The organism is Marinobacter sp. LM1, assembly GCF_042763285.1.
Classification (GTDB): domain Bacteria; phylum Pseudomonadota; class Gammaproteobacteria; order Pseudomonadales; family Oleiphilaceae; genus Marinobacter; species Marinobacter nauticus.
Genome location: NZ_CP114373.1, coordinates 3,983,461 through 3,998,154 on the forward strand (window position 1 = coordinate 3,983,461; position 14,694 = coordinate 3,998,154).

The 14,694-nt window shown below is 59.8% G+C and carries 10 protein-coding genes and 1 pseudogene; 7 read left to right on the forward strand and 4 right to left on the reverse strand.

Annotated features, from left to right (window positions below; translation table 11 throughout):
* Positions 1-3: 3 nt before the first annotated feature.
* Positions 4-900: a response regulator gene (locus OZ656_RS18680; RefSeq protein ID WP_022993202.1), complete on the reverse strand. Its 897-nt coding sequence runs from the start codon at positions 898-900 to the stop codon at positions 4-6.
* 218 nt (positions 901-1,118) lie between these two features.
* Between OZ656_RS18680 and OZ656_RS18685 the strand changes: the two genes are divergently transcribed.
* The 4 genes and pseudogenes from OZ656_RS18685 to OZ656_RS18700 all read left to right on the forward strand — a co-directional run bounded on the left by OZ656_RS18685 (position 1,119) and on the right by OZ656_RS18700 (position 5,083).
* Positions 1,119-2,351: a lytic murein transglycosylase gene (locus OZ656_RS18685; RefSeq protein ID WP_379944781.1), complete on the forward strand. Its 1,233-nt coding sequence runs from the start codon at positions 1,119-1,121 to the stop codon at positions 2,349-2,351.
* A 153-nt stretch (positions 2,352-2,504) separates the two neighbouring features.
* Positions 2,505-3,242: pseudogene (locus tag OZ656_RS18690) on the forward strand (THxN family PEP-CTERM protein).
* 117 nt (positions 3,243-3,359) lie between these two features.
* A complete protein-coding gene (locus tag OZ656_RS18695) occupies positions 3,360-4,388 on the forward strand; it encodes a metal-dependent hydrolase (RefSeq protein WP_199452908.1) in 1,029 nt (342 codons plus the stop codon).
* Positions 4,388-5,083 (forward strand): pseudouridine synthase, encoded by a 696-nt coding sequence (locus tag OZ656_RS18700; protein WP_199452906.1) that lies wholly within the window; start codon positions 4,388-4,390, stop codon positions 5,081-5,083. Before OZ656_RS18695 ends, OZ656_RS18700 begins: the two co-directional genes overlap by 1 nt.
* An 11-nt stretch (positions 5,084-5,094) precedes the next feature.
* Here the strand turns inward: OZ656_RS18700 and OZ656_RS18705 are convergent, their stop codons facing one another.
* Together OZ656_RS18705 and pbpG are read right to left on the reverse strand one after the other, a co-directional pair.
* Entirely contained in the window at positions 5,095-5,574 is a 480-nt protein-coding gene (locus OZ656_RS18705) for an asparaginase domain-containing protein (protein WP_199452904.1), read from the reverse strand.
* A gap of 16 nt (positions 5,575-5,590) precedes the next feature.
* Positions 5,591-6,517, reverse strand: a complete 927-nt coding sequence (gene pbpG, locus OZ656_RS18710; protein WP_379944782.1) for a D-alanyl-D-alanine endopeptidase — start codon at positions 6,515-6,517, stop codon at positions 5,591-5,593.
* A 229-nt stretch (positions 6,518-6,746) separates the two neighbouring features.
* Here pbpG and OZ656_RS18715 point away from each other — a divergent pair, with 229 nt between their 5' ends.
* The 3 genes from OZ656_RS18715 to OZ656_RS18725 all read left to right on the forward strand — a co-directional run bounded on the left by OZ656_RS18715 (position 6,747) and on the right by OZ656_RS18725 (position 11,921).
* Positions 6,747-7,820, forward strand: a complete 1,074-nt coding sequence (locus OZ656_RS18715; RefSeq protein WP_379944783.1) for a 7TM diverse intracellular signaling domain-containing protein — start codon at positions 6,747-6,749, stop codon at positions 7,818-7,820.
* A 15-nt stretch (positions 7,821-7,835) separates the two neighbouring features.
* Positions 7,836-9,350, forward strand: coding sequence for a putative bifunctional diguanylate cyclase/phosphodiesterase (locus OZ656_RS18720; protein WP_379944784.1), 1,515 nt, complete (start codon positions 7,836-7,838; stop codon positions 9,348-9,350).
* A gap of 150 nt (positions 9,351-9,500) precedes the next feature.
* Positions 9,501-11,921 (forward strand): xylulose 5-phosphate 3-epimerase, encoded by a 2,421-nt coding sequence (locus OZ656_RS18725; protein WP_286714425.1) that lies wholly within the window; start codon positions 9,501-9,503, stop codon positions 11,919-11,921.
* Here OZ656_RS18725 and OZ656_RS18730 read toward each other — a convergent pair.
* The gene (locus tag OZ656_RS18730) at positions 11,902-14,634 is read right to left on the reverse strand and encodes an HAD-IC family P-type ATPase (protein WP_199452896.1); all 2,733 of its coding nucleotides are present in this window, start codon (positions 14,632-14,634) and stop codon (positions 11,902-11,904) included. The genes OZ656_RS18725 and OZ656_RS18730 overlap by 20 nt on opposite strands.
* Positions 14,635-14,694 lie beyond the last annotated feature (60 nt).

A 14,694-nucleotide genomic window follows, 5' to 3' on the forward strand; every position in this document is an offset into this window, starting at 1 on the left:
CAGTTAACGGTTTGAGGCCCGGAACCTGGCCACGAACCGTGACAGGTCCTCCAGCTTCTTCGGGTCTTCATCGACAAAACGAATAGTGACACTGACAAAGTCGGTATCCTGGCGCTTATCCACCGCCTGCAACTGATGCACGTAGCCGTTCAGGCGAGCCATCTGGCCATCCCCCATGTCGATATCCACCACGGCCTGATCAAGAATACCCGGGAATTCCTGATCCCGCTTGGCGATCACCCGCACTTCCGTCAGGTTTATGTCCTTGACCACCGACTTCAGGGTACTGTCGGAAAACCTTACAGATGCCATACTCATGGCACCACGGGCCTGAGGCTTGCCTGCAGCCGCTTTTGCGCTACCAGCATTCAGCAGCGGGTTATCAGCCGCGGGTTCAGGCTTTGAGGCTTCAGGCCTTGGCGCCGGCGCCTCCCGCTTCTGGGTGAGCAGGGTGGCGGATTCCTTGAACGCATCCGCCGGCCCTTCCAGTGATTTGCCGCTGCGATCCATGGCGTCCTTCAGGCGGCGGCCCATCACCTTGATGATTTTCTTGCTCAACCCCTCCGGGCTAAAAGGCTTGCCCAGGTATTCAGACACCCCTTCCTTGACCGCCTCAATCACATGATCCTTGTCGCCGCGACTGGTGATCATGATGAATGGCACCTTCTGGTACTGCGGTTGCTGGCGCATCCACTGCAGCAGCTCCAGCCCGGACATCTCCGGCATTTCCCAGTCACACAACACCAGGTCAAAACTGGTTCTGGACATCAGGGACTGGGCCCGCCGGCCATTCTGGGCGTCCGTGGTTTCAATGACGGGAAAGCGCTGGCGCACTGTCCGTTTCACCAGATCTCTTACAAAACTGGCGTCATCGACGACCAGCGCCTTCAGTGTTGCCATAACGACATCTGCTCCGGATTCCACTCATGCTCCAACTATAGAACATCCCGGTCTTGACGTGACCGGAGTGCTACAAAAAGACGACAAAACCGGAGGGCGATAAGTAGATTCCCAACCGAAAAAACACGCGACACTGTAGGTTATGGCGGTATTTTCCAACACGGAAAACGCGCTAACATGGCAGCCAATGCCTTTATGACTCTATTGCGAGGATTCCCGTGCCCGACCTGACCTTCCGGACTGCCATTCGCCGCTCCCTGGTGGCGATTTCCCTGAGCACGCTGGCGCTGGTTGCCAGGGCAGAAACCGAAGCAACCAACACACCGGAGTTTGAGCAGTGCAAACAGGCACTCGGAGAGAAAGCCGTCGCCGCCGGTGTGCGTGAATCCACGGTGCAGTCGGTGATGGCCGGCGTGGTGCACCTCAACAGAGTGATTGAGCTGGACCGGAGACAGCCCGAATTTACCACCACCTTTGCCGATTACCTGAACCGACGGGTTAACGACACCCGGGTCGGCAAAGGCCGGGAATTGCTGGCCGAACACCGTGAACTCCTGAACCGCGTGACCGCGGAAACCGGCGTTCCGGCGCCCTATCTGGCGGCATTCTGGGGCTTGGAAACCAACTATGGCAGCTACTTCGGCAAGATGCAGGTGCCCAGCGCCCTCGCCACCCTGGCTTGCGATGCCCGGCGCAGCAGCTTTTTCACCGAACAGTTGATCGCCGCATTGCGCATTATTGACGAAGGCGCCATTCCGGCTGACCAGATGGAAGGTTCCTGGGCCGGTGCCATGGGCCATGTTCAGTTCATGCCGACGGTATTCCTGAAACACGCGGTCGACGCCGATGGTGATGGGCGCCGGGATCTCTGGAACAGCCTTCCAGACGCCATGATGTCTGCCGGTCGTTTTCTTCAGTCCATGGGTTGGGATGGCGACTATCGCTGGGGGCGGGAGGTGCTATTACCCGACAACTTTGATTTCAGTCTGGCCGATGGTCGCCGTCTGCCCCTGGCAGACTGGCGCAAGATGGGCATCACCGATGCCTTCGGTAACCACCTGGCCAACGAGCCCATTGAGGCGGCCCTGATCGTGCCCAGCGGCCACCAGGGCCCGGCCTTCCTGGTTTACAGTAATTTCCGGGTGATCATGGGCTGGAACCGGTCCGAGTTCTACGCCATCGCCGTTGGCCATCTGGCAGACCGGATTGCCGGCGCCGGAAAGCTTCAGAACCCACCACCAGAGGATCAGCCCGCGCTGTCACGGAATCAGGTGCTGGAGCTTCAACAGGCACTGAATGACAAAGGCTACCCGAGCGGCGAACCCGATGGCATCCTCGGCTCCAACACCCGCAAGGCCATACGCGCGTACCAGAAAGCGGAAGGCCTGGTGGCTGACGGCTTTCCATCAGAACAGGTATTAGCGGCTCTCGGGGTTTACAGCGGCTCATGAAAACGTCGAACTTTTTTACACTTAAAGAAGCGATAAACTATAAGGGATTGTATTTCTTAGACAAAAAATATTGGCACGCATTTAGCTACACACCTTAGCAGCGCCTGGCCATTTCCAGGCAATCCTACAACTGTGAGCAGTAAGGTGTGAACAATGCTTAAATTAATGAAAGGAATCGTAGCGGCGGTCACTTTTGGATTCGCCGCAACTGCCTGGGCCTTCCCGGTCGATCTTGATTCTGTATCAGGATCTTGGGGTACACCAAGCAATGGCAGCAACATTCAAGGCGTTGGTACGGATACACTCCAATGAGGCACTGGCGAGAAGACCTGCTCTGGTCCGTGGTGGTGGCAGACATGCTCAAATGGACCTCAAAGTGGCTTCAGCTTTCAGGGACCGGCCAATCTGCCACAAACCATCACCTCAAACGACCCATTTGTGTTGGGAACCTTTACACATTTCAACAACCGGATTACCGGTGAAAGCATCACCGGCGTGAGCCTGGATGTATTCGCCACCTTCTCCACAACGGTAAGCAACAACACGGTAACCGGCCCCTATACCTTTGACTTCATTCACAACGAAACACCGAATGTCGGTCAGGAATGCTGGTGGGTATTCTGCTGGAGCGTCGAACAGGACGTTGATGATGTCGTTATTCTTGACAACATGATCGAGAGTTCCGAGTTCCAGTTCGGCTCCAACATCTATTCTCTGTCTCTGCTTGGCTTTGCCAATGGCCTGAATGAAATTGAAACCCAGGAAGGCAAGGCAACCTCTGTCGATCTGCTGGCCAAGCTGAACGTTCGCTCCGTTCCGGAACCCGGTACTCTCGCGCTGCTGGGCCTCGGCCTGGCCGGCCTGGGACTGGCGCGCCGCCGTAAGGTCTGAGCAATCCCCTCTTCGCCGGCAGTACCCTGTGCTGCCGGCGATTCCTACCTCCCGTGATCTGAATCCCGAATCCGCGCATAATACTGGTATCACCCAGTTACCACGAATCGGGACATTATGGACTCCATCACACAGGCCGCCCTTGGCGCTTCCATTGCGGGCGCGGTTGCCGGCAAAACCCTGGGGCGATCGGCCCTTCTTACCGGTGCGTTGCTCGGCACATTACCCGACCTGGATGTGGTCATCGACTATGGCACAGCCGTTGCCAACTTTACCCAGCACCGGGGGTTCAGCCACTCTCTGTTTATTCTGGCACCACTGTCTCTGCTTATCGCCTGGGGCCTGTGGCGCTGGAAACCGCTCATTTCCTATCAGCGATGGCTGGCACTGGTTGGCCTGATCCTGATCACGCACCCGTTGCTGGATGCCTTTACCACCTACGGCACCCAGCTGTTCTGGCCCATTGGCCCGCCCGTGGCGATCAACAGTATCTTTATCATTGATCCGCTCTATACCTTGCCACTGCTGGCAGGATGCCTGGCCTTTCTGTATCGACCGCCAGCGTCGAGAACCGTTGCCGCCGGATTGCTTATTTCCAGCCTTTATCTCGGCTGGACCCTGGTTGCACAACAGATCATCACCGAGCGGGTGCGACCAGCGCTGGCGAACGCCGGTATGGAGCAGGCAGCCCTGATGGTTCAACCGATGCCATTCAACACTGTACTGTGGCGTGCCACGGCGGTCAGTGCAGAGCAAAGAATCGAAGTGGTGACCGGCTTTCTTGATGCCAGCGGTGAGCTGGTGCTGGAGCGCTTCCCTCGGCAACCAGAGCTTGCCCGCCTTGTCGCCGAGCTGCCGGAAGCCCGGCGACTGGAATGGTTTACCGGTGGTTTTCTCGACTACCAGCAGAACGGCACCCAGATAACCGCAACGGATATCCGGCTGGGCATACCCGGCGCTCACCCTTTCACCTTCATCCTGGCTGAAACCGCCGAAGACGGACTGCAGCCGCTGGCCAGCGATCGTCTGCCCCGCCCGGCGCTTAACCGGGCCGCACTGCCCCTGTTGTGGGATCGAATGACCGGCCAGGTGCCGGTACTGTGCCTGGCGACCCTATCCGTTCCCAACCAGGGGAGCTCTTGCTGATGCGGCTGGACCAGTATCTGGCGAACGCTACAGAACTTTCCCGCAAGGAGGCAAAAAAGGTGGTGTCGGCGGGGCGTGTGAAGGTGAACGGAGAAACTTGTCGGCAAGCCAACCGCCGGGTGGAGGCCGAACAATCTGTTCATCTTGACGGTACGCCGGTTACCTTACCTGGCGATATCTACCTGATGATGCATAAACCCGCCGGGGTGCTCAGTGCCACCACTGACAGCAGTCAGCCAACCGCTCTCGACCTGCTGCCCGGTAATCTGGCCAGTCGGGTTCATATGGCAGGGCGTCTGGACAAGGACACCACTGGCCTGCTGTTGCTGACCAGTGATGGCCAATGGTCCCATGCGGTCACATCACCCCGGCGGGAATGCCGCAAAAGCTATCGGGTCTGGCTGGCCGAGGCTATCCCGGACGAGGCCCGCCGGGCGCTTGAAAAAGGCGTCATGCTAAACGGTGAAACCACGGCGACCAGGCCCGCCGAGGTCCGTGTACACAGCGACAAGGTCATCGACCTGACCATCAGCGAGGGCCGTTACCACCAGGTTAAACGAATGCTGGCCGCCGTTGGCAATCGTGTTGAGGCTCTGCACCGCTTTCGCATCGGCAGTATCGAGTTGGACGATAATCTGGCGCCCGGTGAATTCCGGGCTCTGACACCTCAGGAAATCCGCTCAGTGACCGAGTGACCACCACCCACCTAAGCGCGCTCGAACCTCTGGGCTTCCAGATTTTTCCGCACCGAACCTGCCTCAAACACCTCACCATTCATGGCAATGTAGACCCCCGCCGGTAACAGCGACACCGCAGCCCAGGCAAAGCCAACGTTGAAGGTAGCATCGCTGCGCCGCATGCGCGCAGGTTGCATGGCGCCCGTCAGCACAATCGTGCGATCGGCTACCGATTTCAGTACCTCGGCGGTCTGCGCCATGGTATCGGTGCCATGGGTAATCAGGATACGCTGGCTGGCCGAGGCCTTGACTGCGGCCAGAATGGTTTGACGGTCCGCATCGGTCAGTTCCAGGCTGTCCTTGCGCATCAGGGGGCGAACCTCATAGCCGTCATGGATGTTGGATTCCGTCAACAGTTCCGGCAACAGGCTGTCCCCGATTTCAAACTTGCTGTTGGCATCAAAGTAGACCTTGTCGATGGTGCCACCGGTGGTCAGTATCTCAATCATGGTCTGAACTGTTCCTTTATTGTGAGGACGCCGTGGTGGTCCGAGACTGTTTCGCCTCTGCCGCCATCAGGGCTGCATTTTTTTCCTGTGCATAACGCTTCGCGGCCGGAGCCACCGACCCTGGCTGGCCCGTGGCAAGCCAGCGCTTGATTCGGCCGGCATCCCCCATCGGAGACCGGGTACCCAGAGAGTCCAGCAAAACCGTGATCACCGGCGTTCCGTTCATCTCCGACACCATCACCAGACAGCGCCCCGCCTCTGTCAGGTATCCGGTTTTACTCAGGCTCACGCCCCAGCTGTCCCGATGCACCAACGCATTGGTATTGCCAAACGACAGGCTGTACCGGGGTTTGCGGAACTCGGCCCGGTAGTAGCCGGTGGTCGAGGCTTCACGAATTTCGGGATGCTTGAGCGCAGCACGTGCCAGGATCACCAGATCCGCTGCCGTGGACACATTGCCGGTAGAGAGACCGGTCGGGTCAACAAATCGGGTCTGAAGCATCCCCAGGGCTTTGGCTTTGGCGTTCATCTCGGCCACAAAACCGTCAAAGCCGCCGGGATAAGTACGTGCCAGAGTGTAGGCAGCAAAGTTCTCGGATGACATCAGGGCAATCCGCAGCACGTCGCGGCGCCGAAGCTGAGAGCCCACCCGGATCCTGCTCCAGGCGTTCGCAGCAGCCTCGACATGACGCTTCTCGAAGGTCAGCCACTCGTCCATGTCCTGTCCGGATTCCACCACCACAAGTGCGGTCATCAGTTTGGTGATCGACGCCACAGGTACCGGACGATCGGCATGCTTCCCGAACAGCAAGCCCTCCTGGCCAACCTCCGCCACAGCTGCCTGCACCGACGCCAGGTTCGGAACCCGCTCCGGACTGGCAGCACTCTGGCAGGACACCGCCAGGAGAAAGACGACAACAGTGAGAAATACGGAGTAACGCATGGTGAACTACCTGCCTCTCAGGCCTTAACTGGGAATTGATCGATAGCGCGAACTATATCAGCGCACATGGGCCGGGCGCAGGTCTCATTTTCAATCATGCGTTTTAAACAGCAAATGCAAAAAACCTTAAATTCATGTAAAATATTAGTCAAATCAATTCGTTACATATCGTTAATCATTGTAACCAGAGTGTAACGGTGCCGCTTTTCAGTTTCAGGATGCGTTCAGGATGGACTCTCCGTCGCTCGGCCAGACTCTCTCCAGGGAAACCCGCTCGGGCAGATTACCGGCGTGGCTGCACCAGTCATTTCCGTTTGTCATCCTTCTCCTGGCCATCACGTACGGACTTGCCACCACCTTCTGGCAGGAACTGCCGACCCTGTCGGTCAGTCCTTCGGTTCAAACCGACAGCTCCGCAACCGGCCCCCGGATCACTGGCCAGATCGAATATCTGATCCACCCTCTGGGCAAAGTACTGCAAGACAAACTCTGGCAATCCCAAGCCTGGAGCCGCACGGATACCGGCTATTCCGGAATCGGCTACCCCTACAAGCCCGCCACGTTCCGGCTGACACTTGAGAACCCGGCGTCAGAACCTGCGACCAGCCAGGTGACGGTGCCCGCACCCTACCTGGATCACCTGCAGCCGGCCCTGATTCACCCGGACGGCCAGATTGAACGCCTGCCTGCGATGGGCGATCGATATCCCTTCGATCAACGCTACCTGGCGTTGCCGCAGTGGGTCTGGCCGGTCACGCTGCAACCGGGCACCACCACCCTGCTGATGGAAGTGCAGAATCGCGGCCCGGTGCTGTTGCCGGTCACCCTGTCAGACAGCGCTGAGGCGCTCGGTGCTGGCACTGCCATCACCGCCTGGAAATCGTTTGTCACCGGCCTGTTGGTGTTTGCCCTGTTACTCAACCTCAGCATCGTCGCCAAGCTTCGCCGACCGGGACTGGCCTGGTTGAGTGTGCTGATGATCAGCGTTATCTACAGTCAGCTGGTGATGGACGGCCTGGGGCTGTGGCTGATCTGGCCGGCGCTGCCAGAGCTCAACGCCCTGCTCAACATCAGTCTGCCCCTGTGTCTGATCGCGCTTTGCGAATTTACCCCGCATTTTCTCCAGCTGGCCCGCACTGAGGCCCGGATACTCCGGGCCTTCAGCCTCCTTGCCGGAGCGCACCTCCTGGCTGCACCTCTGGGGTTCCAGTTCCTGGGACAACACGCTTTCCTGATGAGCAGCGCCATCGGCGGGTTGTTCATCTTTGCCCTGAGCCTGCGCCAGCTGAACAGCCACGTTTAGGCCCGCTACTATGCCTTGTCGGTACTGGCGATCGTGATCGGGGCTGTCACCTCATCGCTTCGTACCGTTGGCTGGTTGCCCGTAAATGCGCTGACCGACTCCGCCTTTTTCCTGGGTGCCGCAACCGGGTCTCTGATCCTGACCAGTGGTGTGGGCAAACTGCTGCTGGAAGAACGCAAGAAACGCATGAGCTCAGACATACGGGTGCAGGAGGAACAGAAACTTCGGGCCAGCATCGAGCGTGATTATGACCGTTTACTGAAAACCCACAGGGTAACCGGCAAGCCCAATCGGCCCATGCTGGAGGAAACCCTGGGCGCTCTGGACTGCCATAAAACGCCCTACACCCTGTGCATGATCCGCCTGGCCCGGTTCAATGAACTGGAACAGGCCCTGGGCTACCGTGCCGCAGAAGAGCTCCTGAAGCAGTATCTCCGGCAACTCAACCGGTATCTCAAGCAAACGGTGGGCGATCAACTGGTCATGATCAACGGTTACAGCGTGGCTACCCTGGATACCGTCAACCATGCCTTTGCCCTGTTGCGCCACCCCGACGAGGCGCTGGAGAGACAACGCCTGCAGGCCATCAGCCGCTGGTTATCCGAAAATTTCCGAGAAGGCCGTTTTTCATTTTCCTGGGCCGCCTCGGTTGGCGTCGCCCACGCCCCGGAACACGGTGCGGAACCGGCCGGCGTACTCGCCTGTGCCGGCTTTGCTTCACTGGACGAAAGCCTGCCGCTGGTGGTTTATGATCCGGCCATTGCCGAATGGCAATACCGCCAGCAAATGCTGATGCTGGATGTGGAACAAGCGCTGCGTTCCGGCGAAATGTGGCTGGAGTACCAGCCCAAGATCAACATCCGCGATGGCCGGATTGGCTCACTGGAAGCCCTGATTCGCTGGCAGCACCCGGAATTCGGCAGGATATCGCCCAGCCAGTGGATTCCCCTGGCCGAGGAAGTGGGGATCATTCACACGGTTACACTCTGGGTGCTGGACCGTGCCTGCAGGGACAGTCACCAGCTCCGTGAACAGTATGGCCGCGATATCACCGTAGCTGTGAACATTTCCGCCAAGGATCTGGCCCACAGCCTGTTCCACGAGGAAGCCGGTGCCATCGTTCGACGGCACAAGCTGGAACCGGCCAATGTCAGCCTGGAGATTACTGAAACCGCCATGATGACCGATCCGGACACGGCCCGCAGTACCATCCGAACCCTGAGCGCGATGGGCTTCCGGATTGCACTGGATGACTTCGGATCCGGCCACTCCTCACTCGGAGCCCTGGCACAGTTCGAGCTGGATGAGCTGAAAATCGACCGGAGTTTCCTGGAGGGTGTGCTGGATTACCCGTCGAGACAGAAAATCCTGCGCGCGGCCCTGGAACTGGGCACAGCCCTGGATCTGGATGTGGTGGTCGAGGGCGTGGAAGACGAAACCATCGCCCTCTGGCTACACCAGTTCCCGGGCTTGCATGGGCAGGGCTATTACTGGGGCCGCCCGTTCAGCCTGGAGCACAGAAACCGTTAACTGCCGACATCACCCAATCCTACCCTCCCCCCGAGATACAGCACCAGCTCAGTGCATGCTAAAAGATGCAGATACGACTGACCTGCATCAAGGGGGCTGCCCGCGGTCCGTTTTACACTTCTTTCACACTCATCAGCCATGGAGGCCGTCATGTCATCGCCAATTGAACAAGCTCCGGCGCCCAACGAGGCAACACCAGGCTCAGCCTTCCAGTGCTGGCAGCAGGGCTATGGCGTTATCCGGCACTCCGAACAGACCTCCGCCAGAGTCCGGGAACTGGCCAGCAAACTGGTCAGCGCCGGGCACCAACCGGATGAAGACACGGTTTACCGGAAGCTGATTGCCCTGGACCGGCTCACCAGCGCCGGCCTGTGGCTGGTGGTACATATGACCTATTGCAACCGGGTGGACATTGCCGGTGCGCCCCTGGCTGCCCAGGATTTCAAGGCCTCACCGGAAGGCCATACCGGAGGCGCCCTGAACATGGTGCCCGCCTACGCGGCCTATCTGGCCCTCAACAATCTGACCGGAACAACCCGCAGCTGGCTGATGGGGCAAGGGCATTGCGTGGCCGCCGTGGATGCCCTCAACGTGCTGACCGGCAATCTGCATCCCGAGCAACGCACCCGTTACCTGGCACCCGAGGGCTTGTCGCGGCTGGCCTCCGACTTCTACAGCTATCGCCAGAAACCGGACGGTACCATGGCTGCGCCCCTGGGCAGCCACGTGAACCCCCACACCGCCGGAGGCATTATCGAAGGTGGCTATCTCGGGTTTGCCGAGTTGCAGTACGCCCATATGCCGCTGCCCGGGGAATCCCTGGTAGCCTTTCTCTCCGATGGCGCCGCTGAAGAGCAGCGCGGCAGTGACTGGATACCCCGATGGTGGCGGGCCGAGGACTGCGGCCTGGTCCTGCCGGTGATGATCGCCAATGGCCGGCGCATTGAACAACGAACCGAGCTTGGTACCCGTGAAGGTCTGGAACGGTTTGAGCAGCACCTGCAACACCGGGGTTTTGATCCGGTACGATTCGACGGCCGTGACCCCGCCGCCTTTGTCTGCGCCATGTACGACATGGAGCAGGCTCTTGCAGCCCATGGCGCCGCCGCGCAACAAGGTGAGACCAGCTACCCGGTTCGCATACCCTACGGTATCGCAGAGACCGTGAAAGGCTATGGTTTCTATGGCGCCGGAGAAAACGCAGCTCACAATCTGCCTCTGCCGGGCAATCCACGCATGGATGCCAGATCCCGGGAGCTGTTCAATGAGTATGCAACGCCGCTATGGGTAAAACCGCAGGAGCTGAACCTGGCGGTATCTGAGCTGAATGAACACAGCCAACAGGGCCGGCCACTTGAGCGGGATCACCCGCTGGCGCTTCGCCGCCCCTCGGAACCTGCCATTCCGGTTTTGCCCTGGGCTCAGAACAAATGTTCCCCCATGACTGCCGTTGATGAATTCTTCAAGGCTCTGGTCGCGGACAACCCGGAACTCCGGCCCCGGGTCGGCAACCCGGACGAACTCGCCAGCAATCGACTCAAAGGCGTGCTCGACAGCCTCAAGCACCGCGTGAACGACCCGGAGAACGAGGCCGAGTCAGTACACGGCAAGATCATTACGGCACTGAATGAAGAGGCGGTCGTCTCTGCCTGCCTGGCCAATAAAGCGGGATTGAATCTGGTGGCCAGCTACGAAGCCTTCTGCGTGAAAATGCTCGGCGCTATCCGCCAGGAGTTGATCTTCGCCCGACATCAGAAAGAAGTGGGCCGGCCACCCCAATGGCTGGGACTGCCAGTGATTGCCACCTCGCACACATGGGAAAACGGCAAGAACGAGCAATCCCACCAGGACACCAGCTTCTGTGAGGCTTTACTGGGAGAAATGAGCGATGTCTCCCGGGTGATTTTCCCGGCTGACTACAACAGCGCCCTGGCGATTCTGCCATCGGTTTACCGGGAGCGGGGCCGCATCAGTTGCCTCGTTATCCCGAAACGGGAGCGCCCGTGCGTGTTCAATGGCAGCGAAGCTGAAGCATTGGCCCGACATGGCGCCCTGGTGGTGGACGAGGATACCTCGGCTGGCGAGGAGCCCCTGCTGCTGATTGCCAACGGCGCCTATCAGCTTTCCGAGGCCATACGGGCCTGCGAACGTTTGCGCGAGACCGGCACACCGTTCCGGCTGGTCTACCTGCAGGAACCCGGGCGCTTCCGCCAACCCCGGGATCCGATGGAAGCGGCCTCCTGCCTGACCGAGTTTGAGCGTGAGCGCCTTTTCCCTCATCGCATGCACCGGCGGGTCGCCCTGACCCATATGCGGCCGGAAGTGTTCCGCGGACACCTGCACACACTGTTCCCGCAACCCGGACAATCCCGGGTGCTGGGTTATATCAACCGGGGCGGCACGCTGAATGAAGCAGGCATGCTGTTCGCCAACCGCTGCTCATGGGGCCATGCCCTGGCGGCCTGCGCCGAGGTGATGGACAAACCTCCCGGAGAATGGCTTTCCAGCGCCGAACTGGCCGCTGTGGAGGGCCGGGGGGATCCGGGAGTGATTACCCGCGGGCTGCCTTGAGCCGGTTGCGTATCGCGGTTTCCAGCTCCAGCACCACCAGGACCACGACACCGGCCACCACGGAAAATGCCAGCTGCTCCAGGCTCAGAGCAGCGGTGGTAAAGGTGCTCTGGAACCAGGGCAGATAGGTGAACAACAGCTGCAACGCCACGACCGCCGCGATCGCTGCCAGCACAACGGGCGTGCCGAGAACCCCCCGCAGGGTAATTGAGGCGCTATCAAGATAACGCACCGCAAACAGATAAAAGACCTCCATCGCCACCAGGGTGTTGACCGCTAATGTGCTGGCCAGCACCGGATCCTGATGGCGATGCATCACCCAGAACCAGGCCGCGAAGATACCCACCAGAAACAGCAGGGAGACAAACGCTACCCGCCAGACCACAAAACCCTGCAGCAAGGATTCATCCCGGGGTCTTGGCGGTTGTCGCATGACGCCGGGCTCCGGCGGCTCAAACGCCAGCGTCATGGCCAGCAGCACTGAGCTGACCATATTCACCCACAGAATCTGCAAGGCGGAAATGGGCAGCGTGAGTCCCAGTAACAAGGCAGTGATCAGGCTGACGGATTCACCGCCGTTAATCGGAAGCATGAAGGCGATGCCTTTGCGCAGGTTGGTGTAAACCGTGCGCCCTTCCCGGACAGCCGCAGCAATGCTGGCAAAGTTGTCATCCAGCAGCACCACCGATGACGCCTGCCGGGCCGCTTCCGAACCCTTTACGCCCATGGCAATACCGACATCAGCGCGCTTCAGTGCCGGTGCATCGTTGACCCCATCACCGGTCATGGCCACCACACCGTGCAGTGCCTGCAGCGCTTTCACTAACCGAAGTTTGTGCTCGGGGCTGGTGCGGGCAAACACATCCACCTCGCCGGCCAGATCCCGGAGCTGGTCTTCATCCAGCTCATCCAGCTCATTGCCGGTCAGTACCCGGTCGGTATTGCGCAGCCCGAGTTTTCGGGCAATGGCACCGGCCGTCAAGGCATGGTCGCCGGTGATCATCTTCACCCGAATACCGGCATCATGGCACTCCTCGATAGCCCGGATAGCCTCCTGCCGGGGCGGGTCCAGCAAACCCACCACCCCCAGCAGTTCCGCGCCCTGTTCCAGCTCCTCCACCACCAGCTCCCGGCTGCCTTTCGCCATTGGCCTGCGCGCCAGTGCCAGCACTCTCAGACCTTCGGAAGCCATCTCCGTAATGACCTGTTCCCAGTGCTCTTTGCTCAGCGACTCGGTTCCACCATCCGGGGACACCTGGTGCGCGCACATAGCCAGGATCCGTTCCGGAGCACCTTTGAGATAGGCAATACCGTGGCCGTGGTGGTCGTGGTGCAATGTGGCCATGAACCGTATGCGGGTATCGAAGGGAACCTCATCCACTCGCGGCCAGGCGGTGGCACTGTTCAGGTGATCAAATTCCGCCTTGCCGGCAAACACTTTCAGCGCGGCTTCCATGGGGTCACCATGGATAGAAGGCTGCCCGTCTTTGCCAATGATGCTGGCGTCATTACACAGCGCAGCTGCCCGGGCAAGCTCAGCCAGCACCCCATCGCCAGTGACCGGCTGGCCCTCCCGGCAGACCCTGCCGTCGGTACCATAACCTTCGCCGGTAATCTCATAACGCTCACCGCCAGTCACGGCCGTGGTCACCATCATTTCGTTACGGGTGAGTGTGCCGGTCTTGTCCGAGCAGATGACCGATACCGCACCCAGGGTTTCGATCACCGGCATCCGGCGAACTACCGCCTTGCGACGGGCCATCTGGCGCACCCCAATGGCGAGGGTAATGGTAAGAATGGCCGGCAAGCCTTCGGGAATGGCCGCCACCGTCAGGCCCACCACGGCCATGAACAGCTCCCGGAATTCCAGACCACTGAACGCCAGTCCGCCAAAAAAGATGATAATGCCGGCGGCTACAACGATCAGCGAAAGCACCCGCGCAAACCGGTCCATCTGTTCAAGCAGGGGAGTTTTCAGGCTTGTGGTATCCGCCAGCAGGCCGGAAATGCGGCCGATCTCGGTATGCGTACCAGTGCGCACGACAACGCCCCGGGCTGTGCCTGTGGCCACCATGGTTCCGGAGAACGCCATGCCTGTCTGGTCGCCGAGAGCCGACTGCTCCTCCACCGGGTCGGGGGACTTGTCCACCGCCTCGGATTCGCCGGTCAGTATGGCTTCCTCAATCTTGAGGTTGTTGGTTTTTTCCAGGCGAATATCGGCGGGCACACGGTCACCGGCTTCCAATAGCACGGTATCCCCGGGCACCAACTCACTCGCATCCACCTGATGCTGGCCGCCGGCCCTGACAATACGGGCGCGGGGAGCCAGCATATGACGGATAGCCGATAAGGCCTGCTCGGCCCGCCCCTCCTGGATAAAGCCGACCAGGGTCTGAATAATCACTACCGCCAGAATCACCCCGGCATCCACCCAGTGCCCGAGGGCACCGGTGATGGCCGCTGCGGTCAGCAGTACGTAGATCAGGAAATTACGTAACTGGCGCCCGAGACGGGCCAGGGGGCCGGACGTCCTACCCTCTGGTAACTGGTTGGGACCAAAGGTCTCCAGCCTGGCCTGCGCGCTTTCGTCGGTCAAAGGCTCCGGTGCATCCAGAAACACCCGCGCCTGTTCTGCGGCTATGGCATGCCAGGCCTGAGACTGCTCCCCCCTGGCCACCGAACCCTTTGAACCCGACGTACTGACTTCTGACATATCCCTGCTCCCTGCATAAGGCCTGGGTTAACTACACAGGATTCTGCCGATACCGCCAAT

Bases quoted from the DNA above. Each gene is read 5' to 3' on its own strand.
- OZ656_RS18680 (WP_022993202.1), bottom strand. From the start codon at position 900: ATGGCAACACTGAAGGCGCTGGTCGTCGATGACGCCAGTTTTGTAAGA.
- OZ656_RS18695 (WP_199452908.1), top strand. From the start codon at position 3,360: ATGGACTCCATCACACAGGCCGCCCTTGGCGCTTCCATTGCGGGCGCG.
- OZ656_RS18700 (WP_199452906.1), top strand. From the start codon at position 4,388: ATGCGGCTGGACCAGTATCTGGCGAACGCTACAGAACTTTCCCGCAAG.
- OZ656_RS18705 (WP_199452904.1), bottom strand. From the start codon at position 5,574: ATGATTGAGATACTGACCACCGGTGGCACCATCGACAAGGTCTACTTT.
- pbpG (WP_379944782.1), bottom strand. From the start codon at position 6,517: ATGCGTTACTCCGTATTTCTCACTGTTGTCGTCTTTCTCCTGGCGGTG.
- OZ656_RS18715 (WP_379944783.1), top strand. From the start codon at position 6,747: ATGGACTCTCCGTCGCTCGGCCAGACTCTCTCCAGGGAAACCCGCTCG.
- OZ656_RS18725 (WP_286714425.1), top strand. From the start codon at position 9,501: ATGTCATCGCCAATTGAACAAGCTCCGGCGCCCAACGAGGCAACACCA.
- OZ656_RS18730 (WP_199452896.1), bottom strand. From the start codon at position 14,634: ATGTCAGAAGTCAGTACGTCGGGTTCAAAGGGTTCGGTGGCCAGGGGG.